20 protein-coding genes and 1 other RNA gene are annotated in these 21,548 nt (G+C 59.8%); 6 read left to right on the top strand and 15 right to left on the bottom strand.

Features of this window, described 5'->3' with window-relative positions:
- Positions 1-328 precede the first annotated feature (328 nt).
- The 4 genes from recR to ffs all read right to left on the bottom strand — a co-directional run bounded on the left by recR (position 329) and on the right by ffs (position 3,554).
- Entirely contained in the window at positions 329-931 is a 603-nt protein-coding gene (gene recR / locus HF945_RS05120) for a recombination mediator RecR (protein WP_290524675.1), read from the bottom strand.
- 9 nt (positions 932-940) lie between these two features.
- Positions 941-1,258: a YbaB/EbfC family nucleoid-associated protein gene (locus HF945_RS05115; protein ID WP_290524674.1), complete on the bottom strand. Its 318-nt coding sequence runs from the start codon at positions 1,256-1,258 to the stop codon at positions 941-943.
- Positions 1,259-1,343: 85 nt separating this feature from the next.
- A complete protein-coding gene (gene dnaX / locus HF945_RS05110; protein WP_290524673.1) occupies positions 1,344-3,299 on the bottom strand; it encodes a DNA polymerase III subunit gamma/tau in 1,956 nt (651 codons plus the stop codon).
- A gap of 158 nt (positions 3,300-3,457) precedes the next feature.
- An RNA gene (gene ffs, locus HF945_RS05105) (signal recognition particle sRNA small type) lies at positions 3,458-3,554 on the bottom strand.
- Positions 3,555-3,714: 160 nt separating this feature from the next.
- On the opposite strand from ffs, the gene gap reads away from it, so the two are divergent.
- Positions 3,715-4,731, top strand: coding sequence for a type I glyceraldehyde-3-phosphate dehydrogenase (gene gap / locus HF945_RS05100; RefSeq protein WP_290524672.1), 1,017 nt, complete (start codon positions 3,715-3,717; stop codon positions 4,729-4,731).
- Between the two features lie 83 nt (positions 4,732-4,814).
- Here the strand turns inward: gap and HF945_RS05095 are convergent, their stop codons facing one another.
- The 5 genes from HF945_RS05095 to HF945_RS05075 form a co-directional block, all read right to left on the bottom strand.
- Positions 4,815-5,333, bottom strand: a complete 519-nt coding sequence (locus HF945_RS05095) for a hypothetical protein (RefSeq protein WP_290524671.1) — start codon at positions 5,331-5,333, stop codon at positions 4,815-4,817.
- Positions 5,334-5,548: 215 nt separating this feature from the next.
- Complete coding sequence (locus HF945_RS05090; protein WP_290524670.1) at positions 5,549-5,998, bottom strand: Hsp20 family protein; 450 nt, start codon at positions 5,996-5,998, stop codon at positions 5,549-5,551.
- A 162-nt stretch (positions 5,999-6,160) separates the two neighbouring features.
- Complete coding sequence (locus HF945_RS05085; RefSeq protein ID WP_290524669.1) at positions 6,161-8,206, bottom strand: hypothetical protein; 2,046 nt, start codon at positions 8,204-8,206, stop codon at positions 6,161-6,163.
- A complete protein-coding gene (locus tag HF945_RS05080) occupies positions 8,164-8,829 on the bottom strand; it encodes a 2OG-Fe(II) oxygenase (protein WP_290524668.1) in 666 nt (221 codons plus the stop codon). The genes HF945_RS05085 and HF945_RS05080 overlap by 43 nt, the downstream gene beginning before the upstream one ends.
- Before the next feature lies 1 nt (position 8,830).
- A complete protein-coding gene (locus HF945_RS05075) occupies positions 8,831-9,298 on the bottom strand; it encodes a YbjN domain-containing protein (RefSeq protein WP_290524667.1) in 468 nt (155 codons plus the stop codon).
- A gap of 285 nt (positions 9,299-9,583) precedes the next feature.
- Here HF945_RS05075 and HF945_RS05070 point away from each other — a divergent pair, with 285 nt between their 5' ends.
- The 5 genes from HF945_RS05070 (at position 9,584) to HF945_RS05050 (ending at position 13,384) form a co-directional block, all read left to right on the top strand.
- Complete coding sequence (locus HF945_RS05070; RefSeq protein ID WP_290524666.1) at positions 9,584-10,267, top strand: hypothetical protein; 684 nt, start codon at positions 9,584-9,586, stop codon at positions 10,265-10,267.
- 207 nt (positions 10,268-10,474) lie between these two features.
- Positions 10,475-11,023, top strand: a complete 549-nt coding sequence (locus HF945_RS05065) for a PadR family transcriptional regulator (protein ID WP_290524665.1) — start codon at positions 10,475-10,477, stop codon at positions 11,021-11,023.
- Positions 11,020-11,829: a DUF1853 family protein gene (locus tag HF945_RS05060; protein WP_290524664.1), complete on the top strand. Its 810-nt coding sequence runs from the start codon at positions 11,020-11,022 to the stop codon at positions 11,827-11,829. The genes HF945_RS05065 and HF945_RS05060 overlap by 4 nt, the downstream gene beginning before the upstream one ends.
- The gene (locus tag HF945_RS05055) at positions 11,826-12,860 is read left to right on the top strand and encodes a DUF2804 domain-containing protein (RefSeq protein WP_290524663.1); all 1,035 of its coding nucleotides are present in this window, start codon (positions 11,826-11,828) and stop codon (positions 12,858-12,860) included. The genes HF945_RS05060 and HF945_RS05055 overlap by 4 nt, the downstream gene beginning before the upstream one ends.
- Positions 12,854-13,384 carry a DUF4282 domain-containing protein gene (locus HF945_RS05050; protein WP_290524662.1) on the top strand — a complete coding sequence of 177 codons (531 nt, stop codon included), beginning with the start codon at positions 12,854-12,856 and terminating at the stop codon, positions 13,382-13,384. Before HF945_RS05055 ends, HF945_RS05050 begins: the two co-directional genes overlap by 7 nt.
- A 347-nt stretch (positions 13,385-13,731) precedes the next feature.
- Here the strand turns inward: HF945_RS05050 and HF945_RS05045 are convergent, their stop codons facing one another.
- The 6 genes from HF945_RS05045 to oadA all read right to left on the bottom strand — a co-directional run bounded on the left by HF945_RS05045 (position 13,732) and on the right by oadA (position 21,539).
- Complete coding sequence (locus tag HF945_RS05045) at positions 13,732-15,891, bottom strand: acetyl-CoA hydrolase/transferase C-terminal domain-containing protein (RefSeq protein ID WP_290524661.1); 2,160 nt, start codon at positions 15,889-15,891, stop codon at positions 13,732-13,734.
- 15 nt (positions 15,892-15,906) lie between these two features.
- A complete protein-coding gene (locus HF945_RS05040) occupies positions 15,907-16,236 on the bottom strand; it encodes an SMR family transporter (RefSeq protein WP_290524660.1) in 330 nt (109 codons plus the stop codon).
- Between the two features lie 18 nt (positions 16,237-16,254).
- Complete coding sequence (locus HF945_RS05035; protein WP_290524659.1) at positions 16,255-17,280, bottom strand: GTP-binding protein; 1,026 nt, start codon at positions 17,278-17,280, stop codon at positions 16,255-16,257.
- 2 nt (positions 17,281-17,282) lie between these two features.
- Entirely contained in the window at positions 17,283-18,317 is a 1,035-nt protein-coding gene (pyrC, locus tag HF945_RS05030) for a dihydroorotase (RefSeq protein ID WP_290524658.1), read from the bottom strand.
- 140 nt (positions 18,318-18,457) lie between these two features.
- Entirely contained in the window at positions 18,458-19,756 is a 1,299-nt protein-coding gene (locus tag HF945_RS05025) for a sodium ion-translocating decarboxylase subunit beta (protein ID WP_290524657.1), read from the bottom strand.
- Entirely contained in the window at positions 19,749-21,539 is a 1,791-nt protein-coding gene (gene oadA, locus HF945_RS05020; RefSeq protein ID WP_290524656.1) for a sodium-extruding oxaloacetate decarboxylase subunit alpha, read from the bottom strand. The genes HF945_RS05025 and oadA overlap by 8 nt, the downstream gene beginning before the upstream one ends.
- Between the last annotated feature and the right edge of the window lie 9 nt (positions 21,540-21,548).

Genomic DNA, 21,548 nt, shown 5'->3' with positions numbered 1-21,548 from the left:
GTTTGTCCGCTGGTGGCGTTATGAAGGAAGTCGCTCAGAGCCAGACAGCCTGGATGCAAGAATTACGGTCAGGTGGGGAAAGGCAGTTTCAAGTTGAAAGTTCAAAGTTGAAACGCGGGGCGGGTTGGAGGGTGCTGCAATCTGGTTTTCCGCGATTATCGGTGATGGCGTCGGGCTCTCTCTCCAGAAAGGTCTCCGCCAGCTTGTAACCCTACCTCGCCTGGGCTCGGATCGCTTGCAGGCAAGCTCCTACAGCAGCGTTGTAGAAAGCAGGACCCCCGGGGAATATTCCGGCTTTCTCTCTAGCATCAAGCGTAGCTTGTTGCTGCTAGCTCTCGAAGGGGCGGCGGGCGCGCAGGGCCTGGGCCAGGGTGGCGCCATCGACGAACTCCAGATCCCCGCCCATGGGCACGCCCTGGGCAATGCGGGTGACCTGAACCCCAGCGTCCTGGGCCAGATCCAGCACATAGTGGGCAGTGGCCTCCCCTTCCACCGTGGTGCCGGTGGCAAGAATCAGCTCGCGGATTTCGCCACCTTGCAGACGCTGCTCCAGCACGTCCAGGCCCAGCTCCCGGGGGCCGATGCCGTCCAGTGGCGACAGCTCGCCCATGAGCACAAAGTACTGCCCCAGGTATTCGCCTGACTGTTCAAAAGCCAGCACATCAGCCGGGGTGGACACGATGCAGATCAGCGAGCCATCACGCTTCGGGCTTTCGCAGATCGGGCACAGCTCTGCCTCCGCATAGTTACGACAGCGCTGACAATGCTGCACGCCATCCATGGCAGCATGGAGGGCATCGCCCAAGCGGCGGCCCTGCTCCCGCCCCCGGTCAAGCAGGGCATAGGCCATACGCTGGGCCGAGCGGGGGCCGACACCTGGCAGGCAGGTAAAGGCATGAATCAACTGGTCAACCAGGGGTGCGTGCTTCACAGGGACGGCCTAGAGTTTGAAACCCGGCGGGAAAGGAAAGCCCCCGGCCATGTTCTGCATATTGTCCTGCTGCTGCTTTTCCACTCGACGCACCGCATCATTCACCGCAGCCGCCAGCAGGTCTTCCAGCAGTTCCTTTTCTTCGCTCATCAGCGAATCATCCACACTGACAGATTTCACATCGTGGCGACCATTCATGGTCACCTTCACCAGGCCGGCACCCGCTTCACCCGTCACTTCCGCATTGGCGGCCTCTTCCTGCATCTTCTTCATCTTCTCCTGCATGGCCTGGGCCTGCTGCATGAGAGAATTCATATCAAAGTCCATGTTTGTCTCCGGGTTGTTACGCCAGCCGCCAAACGCCGGACGCAGGTGTTTGTTTCAAGCGTCATGCGTCTGGCATCTGGCGTTTCTATTCTACTGTCTGTTTGGGGGTGACACTGTCTTCGTCCAGGCGGCCGCTGAAGCGACTGACCAGCTGTTGTACCACCGGGTCCCCATGGAGGGTCTGGATGGCACCGGCAAGAATTTCCTGGCGCTTGGCTTCCGCCATCAACTCCGGTGTATCGCCGGCCCGCTGTTCGTATTCCACCTGAACCTGAATGCGGCGCTGAAAGTAATTTTCAAGGGCCGCAGACAGTTCATCCAGGCGTTCCCGGTTCACCAGCACCTGATGACCGGTGCTGATTCGCAGGGTCCAGAGGTGCTGTTCGCGGCTGACCAGTACGGCATTACGGGCAATATTGCGCACCGTGCCATCCAGATCCAGGCGCAGCAGCAAGGCCGCCCACCAGGTGGCCACCTCGGCTTCGCTGGTGGGCTCGGGCAACGGCGCCAACGGGGCCTCGGGCTCGGCGGGTGCCTCCTCGGTCTGTGGCTCGGCAACCACCTTTTGCGGCGAATCCGGTTGGGAGTCTGGCCGGGAAGCATGGAGCTGCTCGGGCGCCGCTTCAGCTTGTTGTGCCTGCTTTACGGGCTCGTCTTCCCAGGGCGGCACATCTTCCTCCCAGGGTGGAGCGTCGCCCGCTGGCACCGGCGCCGCGGCCTGCTCAGGGGCGGAGGCGGGAGCCGGAGGCACAGACTCTGGCGGATTGGCCGGCTGCGGCCGGGACTCAACCGGTTGCGGCGCGGGAGGGGACTCCTCCGCTACCGGGGTCGAGGTCTGTGCCACAGGCTGCGGAGCCGGCTTTGGGGTCTCCAGCAAGGCACGCAGGTCCGGGCGACCGTCAGCCTGGACTGACGGCGCGGCGACTTCAGGCTTTTTTGCCGGGGCTGCGCCGCCCCCCTGGGCGGGCAGTACACCTTTCGGGGTAAACAGCACCATCCGCAGCAGCAACATCTCCAGGGCAGCACGAATATCCGGGGCATCCTGAAGATCACGGCGCCCACGCAGGGCCACGTCATAGTAGAGCTGCACCTGCTCTGCGCTGAGTGCACCGGCCAGCCGGGTCAGGGTCTCGTCTGCCTCACCGGGCACCGCCTGACACACTGCAATCTGGTGCAACTGACTGATCAGCTCGTCCAGCAATGCCAGTTCACCGGGGCTGTGTTCACACACCGAGGCCAATGCCTTGAGCACCCCGCCCGGCTCCTGCTCTGCCAGTGCCACCAGCAGAGTCAGCACATGGTTGCGATCCACCGTACCGAGCATGGCATTCACGGCCTCACTGCCCAGCTGTTCGCCACCAAAGGCAATGGCCTGGTCGGTCAGACTGAGGGCGTCACGCATGGACCCCTGGGCCGCCTTGCCCAGCGACAGCAGTGCCGGCTCGTCATAGCGGATCATTTCCTTGTCCAGCAATTCCTTGAGATGTCCCGCGATCTGCTCCGGCGGCAACGCCTTGAGGCTGAACTGGAGACAACGGGACAACACGGTGACCGGCAGCTTTTGCGGATCCGTGGTGGCCAGCAGGAACTTCACGTGGGGCGGCGGCTCTTCCAGCGTTTTTAGCAGTGCATTGAAGGAATGCGCGGAGAGCATGTGCACCTCATCGATGAGGTACACCTTGTAGCGGCCCCGAGTGGGCGCGTACTGCACATTGTCGAGCAGCTCGCGGGTATCTTCCACTTTGGTACGGCTGGCCGCATCCACTTCGATCAGGTCCACGAAGCGGCCATCGTTGATTTCCTGACAGGTGGGGCAGACGCCACAGGGTCGGGCACTGACCCCCTGCTCGCAGTTCAGGCAGCGCGACAAAATACGCGCGATGGTGGTCTTGCCCACCCCCCGGGTCCCGGTGAACAGGTAGGCATGGTGCAGACGATCCTGATCCAGCGCATGCATCAGCGCCCGGGAGACATGCTCCTGCCCCACCAGCTCATCGAAGGTACGGGGACGGTATTTTCGGGCAAGAACCTGATAACTCATAGCACTCCGGCAGCTTTCGCGGCCACCACGACAAAGGAATTGAAATTCAGTCGCTTATGCTAGCGAAGTTCCGTAAAGGAGGACAGTGCGAGTAACGGTTTTGAGCGGTTAGCGGTTTGCGTAAAGGGGGATGGGAGAAGCGGGAAATTAGGAGGTCTTCCCGCCAGCCACACCCCGGCACACGAGTCCACTGCTACCGTTGCTCCCTTCCGGGCCTGGCGGGGTTTACAGCTTGTCGTTGCGGGGGGACCGACGGGTCGACCATAACGCGCCCGGGCCTTTCAGCCTCGAAGCGAGGGCGCATTGTGCGCAATGCGCCAATGCTTTGCAAGACACTGCCGTTTGTCCGAACAAAGCTTGATCAGTGGGCGGACAGGTTTACACTCAAATCATGGGGCAACAAGGAGATTGCACCGTGAGCGAAACAGGGAAAATTCGCATTGCCATCAATGGCTTCGGCCGTATCGGACGCTGTCTGGTGCGTGCACTCCATGACCACCCCGCCAGTAACCGTTTCACCCTGGTGGAGATCAATGATCTGGCCGATTTTCATGTCCTGGCTCACCTGCTTGCCTTCGACAGTACCCACGGCCGCTGGCACCATTCAGTGCACTACGACAAGGGGGTGCTGGAAATCGATGGCCAGCGCATTCCCTGCTCGTCACAGGCCTCGCTGGAATCGCTTCCCTGGCGGACCCTGAAACCGGACCTGGTGATTGAGTGTGCCGGCAAGTTCAAGACCCGCGCCGCTCTCCAGGAGCACCTCACCGCCGGCGCCCCCCGTGTGCTGTGCAGCTACCCGGTAGAGGATGCGGATGCCATGGTGGTGTACGGCGTTAACCACGGCACCCTCAACGCTGACCAGAAAATCATTTCCAATGCCTCCTGCACCACCAATTGTCTGGCTCCGCTGGTGGATGTACTGGATCAGGCTTTCACCGTTCGGCAGGGGCTGATGACCACCATCCACAGTTACACCAACGACCAGAACCTGGTGGACAAGGCCCACGGAGATCTGCTGCGTGCCCGCGCGGCAGCAGTGAACATGATCCCGACCAGCACGGGCGCGGCAAAAGCCGTGGGCAAGGTGCTCCCGCACCTGGCCGGCCGCCTGGATGGCCTGGCCGTCCGGGTTCCCACCCTGAATGTGTCACTGACCGACCTCAGTGTTGTGCTGGAACAGCCTGCCAGCATCGAACAGATTCATGAGGCGCTGAGCAACGCGGCCCACGGCCCGTTGCAGGGCATCATGGCCATCAATCACATCCCGCTGGTTTCCGGTGACTTCAATCACCAGCCTTTCTCTTGCATCGTTGATACCAATCACACACGGCAAATCGGCCAGCAAACCAAGTTGCTGGCCTGGTACGACAACGAATGGGGATTCAGCCAGCGATTGCTGGATGTGGCAAATCACTGGATGAATGTGTAACGCCTGACGCCTGACGACAAGCTGATCGCCAAAAAGGAAAACCAATGTCATCCTGCGTCAGGCACAAGGTGTCCAGCGCCTCATCAATCGAAAGGGTGAAAGCGCTCATCCCGGCCAGCGACTTCCGCCTCATGGCGATGACCGGCCATGACTTTCTCGATCTTGCCGGCCTGTATGTCGTCGTCGGCATCCACCATCATCAGGTAATCCCCTTCCATCACCCGCTCCATGTACGGGGTAAGGTGGTGATTCTGGCTGGAAACGCCACGTAACCCGCCAAGCCAGGCACCAAAACAGGTGCCGAACAGCGTGGCTCCGATGATGGCACCGCTATCCAGGTTCACTCCCCACGGGTCCATCCCGGCCAGCAGAAAACCCGCCAGCACGCCGATTCCCATACCCGCGAGGGCACCGATAAAGCCGGAGTGCATGATGTCGGTTTCTTCCCAGGGGGTGGCGCCATGGACATGGGCCTTGGCGATGGCCATGGTGTCATTGCCCATCACATGCAGGTGGTTCTCACCGATACCAGCCTGCTGCAGCTCGTTGGTGATACCCCGAACCGAGGCCAGAGACTTGGTGAAATAGTAGAGTCGTTTCATTGCTTGCCGCTCCCTATGGCTGACAATGGGGGGAGTTGTTGGGAAAACTCCCTGATCCTGATCGTCCTGATCAGGGGGCGAAGGCGTTGCTCTCCGGGCCAGGAAACGGGCCGGTGGGCAACAAGTACCCCGCTTCTGCATTTCCAAATTAGCAAAAAGGGGCCTGTTCGACCCCTTTACTGTGTCACAAAATTCGCGTGACAAACTGTTAGCAATTAATTGCTTTTTGTTGACGCGGTATCGCCTTCCACCGGGATAATCCGCGGCTTCTTCTCTTCCGGGACCACCCGGTTCAGGGTCACAGTCAGCAGGCCATCCTCCATACCGGCGGCATCCACCTCCACGTGATCTGCCAGCTTGAAGGTGCGCTCGAACGCACGGCGGGCAATGCCCCGGTGCAACCAGGTTCGCTCCTGGTCTTCGTGATCAGAAAGGCCGCCACGGATGCGCAGCTCATTTTCCTGCACGGTGATCTCAATATCGTTGCGACGGAAACCCGCTACCGCCATTACGATACGGTACCGACCATCACTTTCGCGAATGATGTCATAGGGGGGATAGCCACTGGACTGGTCCGCACGCAGGGCCGCGTCCAGCAGTTCATCGAAACGGTCGAAGCCCACTGAATGGCGGAACAGGGGCGCAAGGGAAAAACCTGTATTCATCACACTAATCCTCATCGTCCACAGCGGACCCCGCAGGCATCCACTGCATCATGGTTAACAATCAGATTGGCGTGACAGAAGCCTCTGCCCTGACAGGCAGAACACTTCAGACCGGTCTTGTCACAGGAAAGTAGATGGGGTCGGGCAACAATGTTTCAAGGGTCAGTGAGCAATCTTCAGTTGGGTCGTCACGGTCTGGGCAGGCACCTGGAAGCCGGACGGGGCCCGGTCCGCATGGGTTTTTGCCGTAACGGCCACCGCCACCGGCTGGTCCATCACGGTCACGGGCACCCGCACACACAGCGACTCGCCCGCCAAAACCTGCCAGCCGGGACGGTTGCCGCTATCCCAGCGCTCACTGTTGCCGGAACAGTCCCGGTCCATCAACAAGCCACCGACCGCTTCACTATTGCTGGTGAAAACCACCCGCCCGGAAAGTGTTGCCTGATAACGAAAGGTGACCACTGCCTTGCCGCCGGCCGCCACCGGCAGGCTCTCCGGGGCCTTCCAGACCGGCATCATGACCAGCCCGAGCTGAAGCGGGCCGGAATGGTGATCCGGCACTGCCGACAACGACCAGCTGACCTGATGACCCTGCTGCTGGCCTGACGCGCCCTGAAGCGCGGGGACCTGAGGTAGCAGCCCCTGCTCCGGCAAGCTCACTGAAAAGGTCATGGGCTGCCCTATACTCCGGGCTTCCGACAGCCGCACACTGATACCTCCCGCCCCGTCACTGGTCCCGGTCATTGCAGGCGCTGAGCTGTCGGTGAGCACAAAAGGGACATCGGACAAGGCGCGCTCACCCGGATCCTGGCGGCCATTGAAGGCGGCGGCGGGGTCTCCTGCACCGTTATCCACAAACACCACTGCGGACACCCAGTGCCCCGCCGGGCGACACTGATAACCGCCCCGGGTGCCGTCCAGGGGCAATGAAGCAAATCCCGGCCACGGCTGGGGGGTAGCCGTCAGCCGCTGGCCGTCGCCGCCCGCCCCCCCACCGGCGGCGCCCTTGCCGCCCTTCAGATTCAGGGTCACAGGCAACAGACTGCCCGCAGGCATATCCAGCCACAGGGTGCCGCCACTGCCGCCGCCGCCACCTGCCTTGCCCGCCACGGTGCCCTTTGCGCCGACAAGGGCGAGGGTTCCCGGCCCGCTCAGTCCGGCGGCACGAACCAGCAGCACACCGCCACCGGCTCCGCCGTCACCGCCTTCGCCCTGGCGGCGGGCGGCCGCCCCGCCACCACTGCCCATCACCAGCGTGACAGGCGCCACCCCTCCCCCCTTGCCACCACCCTCAACGGGCAGACCATCCTGACCGGCACGCCCATTCCCGCCGCCACCACCACTGGCCATGGCCCGGTGAGACAGATCCAGGGCATTCCCGCCCCCACCTGCGGTCGCCGGCGCCCCTCTTGCCATACCGCCCGCGGGATAACCGACGTCCGCAGCCATCAGCAACAGCGGCGTACCCGCTATGCCCTCGCCCTTGCTGCCATGGTGGCCGTAAGCCACCTGCCGGTCTTGTTCGCCCGGGCTTCGATAGCGCCAGTCATCCGGACTGCCCAAGGCGCCCTGCAAGGACACTGCCGGCGCCCCACGAAACCCGGTGCCCGACACATCCAGGCGATGGCCATTCAGAGCCAGTTTGCGACGCACATCCAGGGCCAGTACACCGCCGGTATAGCCATCCCAGGGCAGGGGCTTGAGGTCACCATCCAGTGTCAGACTGTCATATTGCGGCACCCGAACCAGCTGCCAGCGCTGCCGCCCCTGCTCTTCATCAGCGGGTTGATTGACATAGGTATGAAGCAGCCCACCGCGACTTCCCGCCCCTCGCACCCGCAGGTTATTGCCGTCCAGTTGCTCAATACGCACCCACTCAGCCTGTAGGTGATGACTTTCCAGTTGGCCGTATCGGACATCATTGGAGGTAACGATGCGGGCGCCCTGCACTTGCATGAGCAGGGCCAGATCGCCGGGCATCAGGGGAGCCGCCCCGCGTGCGCGACTCAGGGTGAAAGCGCGGGTGCCCGCCGTGAGGACCTGCGAATCCGGGCCGGTAAACCAGGTATTGATCACCTGACCCGCCGGCTGCGAACCATCACGACCAGGCTCGGCACACCATTGCGCCAGGGAGGTACTCGCCAGTGCCAGGCCGAATAATGTCAGCGTGGCGGATCGAGCCAATCGGCGGTGGTATTGTTGCATCGGAACCATCCCGCAATACTGTAGCGTTCCCGGGTGGCTGCCAAGACTTCGTGGGGGATTTTCTCGCTGAGGAAAGCCACCAGTGTGCCCGCCCGGGGCTCCACCTCCGTGGCTATGGCGCTGGTGTCCGGCCCAGGCCAGATGCGTAGCCGCCCGCCCCACCCGCTTTGCCAACCCTCGTTGAGGTAAAGCACCACCGACAGCAGTCGGCCATTGTTGCCGTTGAAGGCATCCAGATGCCGCTGGTAATAATCGCCCGGGCCATAGATGGCAAAGTGGGACTCCAGCTCGAACAGCCCCATGAACAGCGACTGGTTTACCGCTATCCGTAGCGCTTCCATGTGTTCCAGCCATTGGCACTGAGCCAGCGTGCCCGCCTTCAACCAACAGGTACGGTCACTGCGTACGCGGTCGTCCTTCTGGTGTTCCTGGCGACGGCCGATGCCCGCCAGCCGGAATTCGCCCAGTTGATCACGCTCCATGGCTTCCTTGCGCAGGGCACGTACCAACGTAATGGGCGCAAACCCGGGGGACACGGCAAAACCGTCCCGGACCAAACCCTCGATAATGCCATCCAGGTGGGCACCACCCACTCCACCGACCAGATCCGCGTTGTCCTGCATGTTAGTGCAACGCCTCAGCAGGGCCGTTCTCGAACTCGTCCGGCCAGATCAACCAGTTGTACTCCTGACACTCGTCCATCAGCTGCAAGGTCGCATCCACAGTGGCCTGCACAAAATAGATGAACTGGTCAAAACTGATGCCGCGGCGCCCCAGCAACAGATCGCACGCCACCAGCCGTGGCAGGGAATCATCATTCACATCCAGGAACAGTTTCACCGACGGGTAGGCCATATTGAGACGGCTGAGCTCAGCCTGAACGGCAAACAGGGCCGCGGGTCTCACTTCCAATTCGGTGGTCAACAGCACACCATCTTCTTCAACGAACAGGCGCGCATCGACAACCCCTTCTCGCCCCTGCAATTCGGACAGGTGCAGGCCGTGACAATGCTCACAGATGTAGTGCTGGATATTGGCTTGCTGCAACCACTGCTTTATCTGGTCCGCATCGGCCTGAATGACGCCTAACATGATCTCTCCTTGGAACCCGTTACCGGTCCTTCCGGCCCAGTCCCCTTTCCGGTTCTGTTGATGCAGAACGCCGTTGAGGCTCCATCGCCATCAGGGTCTGAGCAATCATGGATTGCAGTGCGACGGCGGAAGGCGGCGGAAAATGATGAACGGGCTCGTCCCCGGCAATGGCGCGAATCATCATCTATCGGCAACAAAAAAGGAATAGAAAACCGGCAAATTTGGTCATTGGGTCGGCGAATGGCAGTGCGTATCATCCTTTCTTCCAGTCCGAGGAGAAAAATAATGACAAATCCCCATGTGGCCTTCCGGTCCAGCGATACCCTGCATACCCGCACTGACGGTTTCATTTCCCGTATGCAGGGCGGTGCCACCAAGCCGGAACCCCGGGAGATCGAAGCGATCATGGCCATTTTCATGGAGGAAGCGCTGCAGGCCTTCATGGTTCGCGCAGCGGAGGCCACCGGACTCTCCCCGAGTCTGTTCAAGGTGGTGAACATGACCTGCCAGACCATCAACAAGGCCACCTCGCTGGTCATTGGACGCAGTGCGAAAAAAATGGACCTGGCCCAGAACAAGGCAGCGGCCGATTACATGGACAGTGTCCGCCAGCAAGGCAGCGATGGCTGGTATGTGGCGTTCCCGGTCAGTGAGGGGATGGCCATCAAGGGCAGCAACCTGCCGTCACTGTGCGCCAATGGAGACTATGACGAAGCCCGCCGGGAACTGGAGGAATACCTCCATGCCATCACTGACGAATCCATCAAATGGTATTTCGAGAAGCCCATGGATTTGCTTGGTTTCGGCCCGGTACTGCGCAAGCTTGCCAGCGTGGGGGTGGAAACCACTCGCAAGGCATCACGGAGCCTGATACGCAACCTGATCCCCAAACTGGACGATGATCAACTGACATCCGCCTGTGGTTATCAGGCCGACATGTTGATGCGTTTTGAAGACCGGAAGCACTGACACTCTCCATACGGCTCGTTGCTGACTGAATCCGACGGCCTACAGACTGCACCTCTTTTGATAACAATTACTTACACAGGATAAGTGCTGTAGGCTAACATCACCAAGTTTTTACAAATCTACTTATTCAACTGATTGCGCAGCAATAACGCGGCTCTCTAGTATCAATATGGTGTTGCCCATATTAACAAGACCGAGGAGTGAGCCGTGTCTTTACGCCATGCCATACTTGTACTGCTACAAGATCAGGAAGCCAGCGGTTACGACCTCGCTCGCGAATTTGCAAACAGCATCGGGCTGGTCTGGAATGCCACCCACCAGCAAATCTATCTGGAGCTGGGCAAGCTCAATGAGCAGGACATGGTGAAATATCGCCACATCCCCCAGGACGGCAAGCCGGACAAAAAGCTCTACCGCATTACCGAAGAAGGCCGGGACGAGCTGATCCGCTGGTTGCGCAAACCGGCTGCGCCTCCTCGTATTCGCGATGCCTTCATGGTCAAGATCGCTGGCGGCGCTCTTAGCGAGCCAGCCTCTGTGCTTCGCGAACTGGAAGACCAGGCCGACCTGCGCCGCGAACGCCTGAGCACCTTCGAGGCCCTTGCCAAGACACTGGCAGAACGCAACAGCGAAAAGGACATGTATACCTACCTGACCCTGCGACGTGGCATTCTTGACCAGCAGGCGTGGCTTAACTGGGCAGAAGAAGTGCGAACCGAACTGCACAAACGGGAAGACCTGCCCACCTCTGCATGATCGCCCACCCTGACGGGGACCTGAGTGCCCAGCTTTCCTGGCTGATTCAGGCCCCGCCCCTTCTCACCTGTGTCCCTTACAGCGATGCGGGAGAGCTACTCAAACGCGAGTGGCTTCGCCATCCCGGTGTGATTGGTGATGCCGTAGAATGGCTGGAACAGTGCACGCCTGCGCGGCGCCTGGGGCTGGCCTTTGAACAGTGGGTGATGGCTCTGGTTTGCGTCAGCGAAGGACTGGAACTGGTAGAACACAACCTGCCGATCCGGGATGGCCAGAGCACACTGGGCGAGCTGGATATGCTGGTCCGTGACCGCGACAACGGAAAACTGTGGCATTGGGAGCTGGCACTGAAATTCTATCTCGGCACCCCCGATCACTGGTACGGTCCGAACAGCCGCGACACCCTGGCACGCAAACACCAACACCTTTTCGAACAGCAGCTGCCCCGCAGCACCCTGCCGGCATGCCAACGACTGCTTTACGAACGCGGACTGCGCGTGGACGGGCAAGCCCTGCTCACCCGTGGGCGGTTGTTCTATCGCCATGGCCACCCGGGTAGCCCTGAGCGACATCCCAACCATGAGCGAGGCTGGTGGATGCCCGCCCGCAGTCTTCCTCAACATCGCTGGCAGGTGATTGATAAGAAAAGCTGGCCAGCGCCATTAATGTTAGACAAAGGTACCACTTTTGTTGATACCCCTGATCTCATTGACTATGTTGAATCACAGTCATGCCCGTTGATGGTCCGCTCTGAACTGCGTCCTGAGCCGGGTTTCATTGTTCCTGCCAGTTGGCCTCAAGCATGAATTTTCAAGCTCAACCCTCCCCTCTGATTGATGACCGGGGACAGGTCGCCTTGGGCGTCTTTCCTGAAACGGTGTCGCGGATCAACGGCCGCGAAGCCGATTACCGAACCCCCATGGGCAGCCGCGCCAACCCGCTGGCCAGGCACTTTCATTACAAACAGTTCCAGTACTTCGGCATCATCAGTGATGAATTACTGGCAGGTTGCGCACTGGCACATACCGCCTGGCTTGGAATGGCGTTTTTTTATATTTTCGAACCGCGCACCGGCACCCTGCGGGAATACACCTGGCGCTCACCGCTAGGCCGGGATCTGCACATGTCTGACTCCCCCCGTGACGGCATCAGCCGCTTTCGCCAGAAAGGCGTCGACATCGAGCTGGGTTATCAGGATAACGGCCAACAGCTAATCAAGACGCTCCAGGTTACCCTGGACGACTTGCAGCTTCAGGCCACCATGGAAGAAGGGCCGGACTACCAGCCCATGTCCCTGTGCACCCGCACCGGCGTGAATGGCTGGGTCTATGCCAACAAGGTTGCCGGCAAAGCGGTCACCGGCACCCTGATTCGCCAAGGGCAGGAAACCTGCCTGGCGGAACTGGATGCGTGCGGACATCACGACTTTTCTGCAGGTTACATGCGCCGGGAAACCTTCTGGAACTGGGCCTGCCTGTCCACCGTGGCAGGCGGAAAACGCATCGGCCTGAACCTGTCCTGTGGCGTCAATGAAACCACCTTTTCAGAGAATTGCCTGTGGGTGGATGACGTGATGATTCCCACCGACGGGGTCATGTTCGATTACCAGCGCGATGATTTGATGCAGCCCTGGCAGATCCGTAGCCTGTGTGGCCGCGTCGAACTCACCTTTACGCCCAGCGGTAACCATCGCGAGCGCCTTAATCTCGGTTTATTCGCCAGCAACTTCAACCAACTGTTTGGCCGCTTTGATGGGCACCTGCGTCTGGATGACGGCAGCCGTATCGCCATCACCAGCCGCTATGGTTTTGTCGAGGAGCAGTACGCAAAATGGTAGAGAATAACGATCGGGAGCCGCAGCAGGCTCCGCCCCAAAAAGTAAACGTTAAATTGCGCCGCGGCTTCTTCTGGGTGGTGCAGTACTGGCGTGAGTTGTTCAACTTCCGCTTCGACAAATACATGATCATCCAGGTATTGCCCGGGGTGTATGGTATTGCCCTCACCGTCATCGCCATGGGATTGCTCTACCTCTGCGTGGAAGCCTTCATGGCGTCAACCTGGCGTGGTTTGTTCTATTTCTTTGTCGCCGCACCGGTCACCTTTCTGGTACTGGCTTCCGTACTGCGCGCACTGCTTGAGTTCTACATGGTGGTGTTCAAGATTTCGGAGCATGTGGATGAGCTGGTCGGTCTGCGGGATACCGTCGATCGCCTGTCCGGTATCGGCGACACCGTGGATGAAATGGTTTCCGTTACCCGACGCATTCCGTTCTGGCGGGTGTTGTCAGGCGGCTCAAGCAGTCCCCGCAAACCCGAGATCAAAAGCGACAACAGGAAAGATCGGAAAGACAAGCCGGAGTGATGGCGGGGCCCGCTCCGCCCCTGCCCCGGTTGGCTTGTATCGATTTCTCGATATGCGTTTCTGGAATCCTTACCTCGCTTGAGCTCGGATCGCGGTCGAACGACCGTTATTCGCTACGCCCACCCTTCGGGCCGCACTACGTGCGTTACTCCGCTGCGCTACGTTCCTACAGCGGCTTATCAGGTTCCCAAGCCGCCGAACTCAACGATCTGAACCCCTTCTCCGTTCTTCGCAAAACCTCGGGAACTTTTCCGGGGTTTTCTATCCAATCGAGCGCAGCTCGCAGCTCGCAGCTCGCAGCTCGCAGCTCGCAGCTCGCAGCTCGCAGCTCGTAGCTCGTAGATTGCCTAGGTTGCCGCCTCCAGTGCGGTGAGCAGCAGGCGCTGGTAGATATGTGCTTTAACTCCGTCCGGGTCACGCAACTCCATTCGCTCCAGTTCCGCTGCAAATTCCGATTCGCTGCCTTCATGGAACAGTGCCTTGTTGCCCAGCTCCATGTATTCCTTGTGGCTGACTTTTTCCTTGAGCCAGGTCAGCGCCTTGAGCAGCCGCTGTTCTGTCTCGGTAAAGTCAGAACCCAACGGAAACAACGGGAAGCTGGTGTCACCACAACGCTCAGCAATGTCATGGAGGTGTTCCGGGTTGTTGCGCCGGTGGGCCTCAGGAATCTGATAGTCCTTACGCAATTTCCCTGCTGCCTGCGCCTCTTCCATCAGGCCAATCTGGAAGCGGCTGTCTGACACATTCAGCATGGCCATTACCACTTCTTCATCGGTCTTGCCACGCAGATCAGCGACGCCATATTCCGTTACCACCACATCACGCAGGTGACGGGGAATCGTGTTATGCCCATACGCAAACACCACGTTGCTCATGGCTTCGCTGGCGCGCTCACGCCACGAACGCACCATGAGAATGGAGCGGCCACCCTCAAGCTCATGGGCCTGGCTAACAAAGTTATACTGTCCGCCGACCCCACTGAGAACCCGGCCATCGTCAATCTGATCGGCTACCCCGGCGCCCAGCAAGGTAACGGTGAATGCCGTATTCACAAAGCGGGCATCCTGACGCTGCAAACGCTTGAGCTCCTCATCACCATGGAGGTGGTTCACATAACTGATCCGGGTCATGTTAATGGCGTTGCGCTCTTCGTCGCTCAGCCCCCGCAGGCGCTCATAGAACGCCTGCGGACCGAGGAAGAAGCCACCATGCATGACGATACCGCCGCGCAGGGAGTCGCCCAACACCGCTTTAAGCGCTTCACGGGTAGTGCGGTCATCCAGGTCATTGGCAACCTGTACGCCATTGGGCAACGTCAGCTGATCACCCTGCTTGTGCACCTCGCCGCGAAAGATACCAAACCGCTTGAGCGTGCGAATCTGCGCGCGGCCCAGTCGGCGGTTAATAGCGGATTGCTCGCGAAGCAGATCCAGTAACGCCAGCCCGGGTTGGTTGGGCTCATGCATTTCCAGTTGTTGCAACGGCGCCCAGTCATACACCGGACGGCGGATAATCCTGTCTTTCACCAGTTGCAACAGTCCATGGGTGACCATCTCACTGCAGCCATATAGCCCTTCCTGGAAAGCCGCGGTACCGCCTTCGTGGTCAATCATCCGTTGCTGGCTCTCGGGAATACCCCAATCATTCAAGGGCCGCAGGTAGCGCGCATTGTCCTGATCCCTCAAGCGCAGATGATGGACAAGGGCATCGCCCAGTGCTCCGATTCCGATCTGCAGGGTTCCGCCATCACGAATGAGGGTACTGGCATGCAGGCCAACAAAATGATCCTGCACATTCACCGGCATGTTGGGGGTACTGAACAGGCGGGTATGGCCGTCAGGGTCATCCACCAGAATATCCATGTGTGCCAGCCAGTCATCCAGCCGGGCATCGTTCTCCATGAACGGTAAATCACGGTGCACCTGGCCCACCGATACAATGGTTTCCCCCGCTTCCCGCCGTGCCAGCAACAAGGGCATCAGATCCAGAGTCACTTCCGGGTTGCAGGAAAAGCTGTACTCGTCATTGCCTTCTACATTTCCCTCATTACGATGAGCGAGCAATTGTGCAACCACGTTGATGTTGCGGGCATTCAGATCCCTGGCCACGTGGGTGTAATTACTGGAAATATAGTGTTGCTGGGCACTGTCACTGCCGAGCATGCTGCCGGGCTGAAAGAAGAATTCAAAGACACGGATATTGGCTGGCAATTCACTTTTTCTGGCAGGCTGCAGATACGCCAGTTCCTCGTAATCACCGAAGACCCGGTCGGCAAAGGGTTCAAGAAAACGGGCTTCCAGATCACTGCCAGCACCCGGACGCCCCAGCGACAGGGCAGTAAAGATGTCCAAGGTAAGCGATGGGTCCTGCTCAACACGACGGTAAAGTGCATTGACGAAACGGTTGGGCTTGCCGAGGCCCAGCGGCATGGCCAGACGAATCTCGCCACCGGTCTTTTCGATCACCGCATCCACGGCACGTTCAACATTTTCCATTCGTTCTGTCACAGCCACTCCTTGTTGTCAGTGCGAGGAGGTTTTTGAAACAAAGGTCACCAGCACCACCCCCGCCACGATCAATCCCATCCCCACCACAGCAGGCAAATCCGGCTTTTGATCAAACACCACTAGCCCGGCCAGCGCAATCAACACGATACCGGTTCCTGCCCACACGGCATAGGCGATACCCATGGGCACCGTGCGCAGGGTCAGGGAAAGCGCATAGAAGGCAATGGCATAGCCAATAACGGTAATGGTGGAAGGCCAGAGGCGGGTAAAGCCCTGAGAGGCATTCAGTGCAGAGGTAGCGATGACTTCCGCCACAATGGCGATGGCCAGATAAAGATACCCCATTGGCAAACGGGTCCCGTATCAGTGAGTGGGGGCGCTGTGCAGCTGCTCCAGCAACTGTTCCCAGTGTGCCATTTGTTGGCCGGCAAAGTCAGCGCTCTGATGACGGACAATCAGCACAAGACGCGTGCAGATATCGCCATCCGGCCAGCGGTTCATGGGAGTCAACTCGGGGTCTGCGGCGCCCACCCACTGCACCAGCAAGGGCCCATCAAGCCCTTCCACCTGCAGCAGCCCCTTGACCCTCACCAATGCATCTCCGCACTGACTGGCCAGCTGCCGCAGGGCCGCCTGCCAATGTTGCCAACTGAGTCGATGGGGCCAGATCAGCGAAGCACTGTAGAGCTGATGCCGGGAAGCCGCTGCTACCGGCGCCGTCAGAGACATCGCAGGGGAAAACGACAGTGAGCCGGGCGCCTTCAGCGTCAGGCTGCCAGTAATGCGACAACGCCGCTCAAACTCTCGCTCCAGCAACGCCGCCGGCGCCGGCGTGGAATGCTGCTCTGCGTCAGGATTAAGCGCCAGTAGCTGCCGGCGGAACTCGACCAGAGCCGCCTCATCCACTTGATCGGTTCGCGACAACAGCAGCAGGTCCGCCGCCTGGATCTGCTCAAGACATTCCGGGTGACTCTGGATGGATTGCGTCCCGGCCGCCACATCCACGACAGTAAGCACAGACTGACAGTAAAAACGTTTTTTCAGCCAGGGATCCTGCTCCAGCGGCGCCAGTACGCCGGATGGCTCGGCAGCACCGGTGGTTTCCAGAATGACCTTGGAGAAGGCAGGAATCTCACCATTTTTTCGGGCCATGAACAGGTTTCGCAATGTGGAAGACAGGGAGCCCTGCACCACACAACACACGCAGCCACCGGCCAGCAGTGTCACCGGCACACCGGCCTGCTGTGTCAGGTGCTGATCAATACCGATATCACCCAGTTCATTGATTAACAGCGCCAGATCCTGACGCTGCTCAAGCCAGGCGTTCAACTGGGTAGTCTTGCCACTGCCAAGAAACCCGGTCAGCACGACTACCGGGATACGATCCATGATCAGGCCAGCGACCAGGGCAGTTCCTGCCCGGCATAGAACGGCACCATGGCCTCCCCCGCCGCATCAATCACGTCCGGCACCGACCAAGGCTTGCGCACCAGGGTCACGGTCTCGGTGTGGTAAGGCATACGGTAGAAATCTGCACCGAAACGACTGGCGAAGCCTTCCAACTTGTCCAGGGCGTTGTGTTGCTCCAGGAAGCTGGCGTACAAGGGCAATGCCGCACGGGCGGAGTAACAACCGGCGCAGCCACAGGCCGCCTCTTTCTTGTTGCGCGCATGGGGAGCGGAATCCGTACCCAGGAAGAACCGGTGGTGCCCTTCCAGCACTGCGCGCTGCAAGGTTTCCTGGTGTTGACGACGCTTGAGAATGGGCAGGCAGTAGTTATGCGGACGCACGCCACCCACCAGCATGTCGTTACGATTCATCAGCAGATGCTGCGGGGTGATGGTGGCCGCTGTCAGATCATTCACTTCCTGAACAAAATGCACCGCTTCCGCGGTGGTCACATGTTCAAAGACAATGCGCAGCGCAGAAAACCGGTCGCGAATATCACTGAGATAACGGTCAATGAAGATCTTTTCCCGGTCATAGATATCAATATCTGCATCCGTCACCTCACCATGAACCAGCAGCGGAATATCGTGCTTCTCCATGGCTTCGTAGAGGTGAGTGATCTTGCCCGGATCCGTCACGCCACTGTCAGAGTTGGTAGTAGCACCAGCGGGATACAGCTTGAAGGCATGAACAAAATCACTTTCTGCCGCCCGGGCAATCTCTTCCACCGGGGTGCTATCGGTCAGATAGAGCACCATCAGCGGCTCAAAGCTGACTCCGTCCGGCACCTGGGCCAGGATCCGTTCACGGTAGGCCGCGGCTTGGGCAACGGTCGTCACCGGCGGGGTCAGGTTCGGCATGACAATGGCCCGGCCGAACACATTCGCCGTGGCCGGTACCGTTTCCGCCAGCATATCGCCATCACGAAAATGCAGATGCCAGTCGTCCGGGCGGAGAATCGTCAAAGAATCAGTCATGGGGCTCACCTTGTTGCCGAATCAGCGAAGGCGCACAGTGTAGCGCAAATAACAGGGTAAAGCGGCAGGGGCGTCGGACTTCCGACCCAAACATCGACAGGAATTGAGCGGTGCCGAAGAGGCCGGCACCGCACGGGATATTAGCCAGCGAAGTTTAGCAGAACGCCAGCAGCTACCGCAGAGCCGATGACCCCCGCCACATTGGGGCCCATGGCGTGCATCAGCAGGAAATTGTGCGGATTGGATTCCAGTCCTACCTTGTTGGCCACCCGGGCCGCCATCGGTACCGCAGATACCCCGGCCGCACCAATGATCGGGTTCACCGGGTGATGACTCACACGGTTGAGGATCTTGGCCATGATCACACCGGTTGCAGTACCGATCATGAAGGCCGCCAGACCCAGCGCCAGAATGCCGAGGGTTTCCACCACCAGGAATTTTTCCGCGCTAAGCTTGGAGCCCACGGCCAGGCCCAGCATGATGGTAACCACATTGATCAGGGCGTTACTGGTGGTATCCACCAGACGATTCACCACACCGGATTCCTTCATCAGGTTACCGAAGCAGAACATGCCCAGCAGCGGAGCCGCATCAGGCAGAATCAGTGCCACCAGAATCAGCAGCAGGACCGGGAACAGGATTTTTTCCACCTGGCTTACCGGCCGCAGCTGTTCCATCTTGATCTTGCGTTCTTCCTGGTTGGTAAGCGCACGAATGATCGGCGGCTGGATGATCGGCACCAGTGCCATGTAGGAATAGGCCGCCACGGCAATGGCCCCCAGTAGTTCCGGCGCCAGTTTGGTGGTCACATAGATCGAGGTCGGGCCATCCGCACCGCCAATGATGCCGATGGCTGCCGCGTCCTGGAGACTGAAGTCCAGCCCCAGCCAGTTCAGCGCCAGCGCGCCCAGCAGGGCCGCAAAGATACCGAACTGGGCAGCCGCCCCCAGCAACAGGGTGCGCGGGTTGGCCAGCAGCGGACCAAAATCGGTCATGGCACCCACCCCCATGAAAATCAGCAGCGGGAAGATGCCGGTGGTCAGGCCTGCGGTGTAGATCAGGTACAGGATACCGTCACCGTAGTTGGCCGTTACCGCCAGATGATGAAGCTGGTCATGGACGGCGGGGCCCGCTGCTTCCGCAGCCTTGTACAGGGCCTGACGGCCAGCCTCCACATCCATGCCCAGTACCTGGGCCATGCTGGCCAGCAGATTCTGGTCACCGAAATGCAGCGCCTGGCTGATGGCGGATTCCGCCAGACCCGCCATCGGGATGTTAGCCAGGATACCGCCAAAACCAATCGGCACCAGCAGCAACGGTTCGAACTTCTTGTGGACAGCCAGCCACAGCAGCCCCAGACACACCAGCATCATGATCAGCTGACCACCGCTCATGTGATACAGGCCGGTACTGGTCCACAGGGTTTCCAGTTTATCCATGGGCCGGCTCCACACTCAGCAGGGTCTGGCCAACGCTCACCGCATCCCCTTCTTTCACCAGCACTTCAGTGACGATACCGGCTTCCGGGGTGGACACGTCGGTCTCCATCTTCATGGCTTCCAGCACCATGATTTTCTGGCCTTCTGCAATGCGGTCACCGGGCTTCACCAGCACCTTGAAGATATTGCCAGCCAGCGGAGCCGGGACCGGCATGCTGTTGGCCGGGTCACCCACTACCGGTGCCGCCGGGGCCGCCTGGCTTGCGCCACCAAGAGACTTGATGCCGGTGACATCACCGCCGTCGCTCACCTTCACGGTAAATTGCTGACCATCCACATCCACGGTGTAGACGCCTTCACTATTGGCCGCCACTGCCGAGGCATCCGCACCCGTGGGAACAGGCTCAAAGGCGGACGCATCGCCGCGCTTCTCCAGGAAGCGCAGACCGATCTGCGGGAACAAGGCATAAGTGAGCACGTCATCATCACGGCGCTCACCTTCAGACAAGGTCAGCCCCTTCTCGCTGGCCAGGCCAGCCACTTCTTCGCGCAGACTGTCCATTTCGTTGTCGATCAGGTCCGCCGGACGGCAGGTCACCGGCTCATCGCCGTCCAGGGCACGGGCCTGCAACTCGCTGTTGAAGTCAGCCGGGGCGGCGCCGTACTCACCACGCAGCACCCCCTGGGTCTCCTTGCTGAGCACCTTGTAGCGCTCACCGGACAGCACATTGAGCACCGCCTGAGTACCCACAATCTGGGAGGTCGGCGTCACCAGCGGGATATAACCGAGGTCCTTGCGCACTGCGGGGATCTCTTCCAGTACATCATCAAAACGATCCGCCGCGCCCTGCTCTTTCAACTGGCTTTCCATGTTGGTGAGCATGCCGCCAGGCACCTGCGCCACCAGAATACGGGCATCCACACCGCGCAGGCTGCCTTCGAATTTCGCGTACTTCTTGCGCACATCACGGAAGTAACCGGCGATGTTGTTCAGTTTTTTCAGATCCAGACCGGTATCCCGGTCAGTCCCTTCCAGCATGGCCACCACGGACTCGGTGGGGCTATGGCCGTAAGTCATGGACATGGAGGAAATGGCGGTGTCCACGTTGTCGATGCCCGCTTCCGCGGCTTTCAGGGCAGTGGCTGTGGACAGGCCTGTGGTGGCGTGACACTGCATGTGAACCGGAATGCTCAACGCCGCCTTCAGTCGGGTAACCAACTCAAAAGCGTCATTGGGGCGCAGCAGGCCCGCCATGTCCTTGATGGCCACGGAATGCGCGCCCATCTGTTCGATCACCTTGCCCTGCTCGACCCACATGTCCAGGGTATGCACCGGGCTTACGGTGTAGGCAATGGTGCCCTGGGCGTGCTTGCCCTGCTTCACCACCGCCGCAATGGCTCGCTCGATGTTGCGCATGTCGTTCATGGCATCGAATACCCGGAACACATCCACGCCATTCTCGGCAGCACGCTCCACGAACGCATCCACCACATCATCTGCATAATGGCGGTAACCAAGCAGGTTCTGGCCACGCAACAACATCTGCTGCGGGGTGTTCGGCATAGCATTCTTCAGCTCACGGATCCGCTCCCAGGGATCTTCCCCCAAATAACGAATGCAGGCGTCAAAGGTGGCGCCGCCCCAGGACTCCAGGGACCAGAAACCGATTTCATCCAGTTCGGCAGCAATCGGCAGCATGTCGTCCAGACGCATGCGAGTCGCAAACAGGGACTGATGGGCATCGCGGAGCACCACATCAGTGATGCCAAGTTTATTACTCATGATGATTTC

Source organism: Alcanivorax sp., from assembly GCF_017794965.1.
Lineage (GTDB): Bacteria > Pseudomonadota > Gammaproteobacteria > Pseudomonadales > Alcanivoracaceae > Alcanivorax.
Note: the sequence above shows the minus strand (reverse complement) of the source record. Positions and strands in the feature narration are given on the sequence as shown.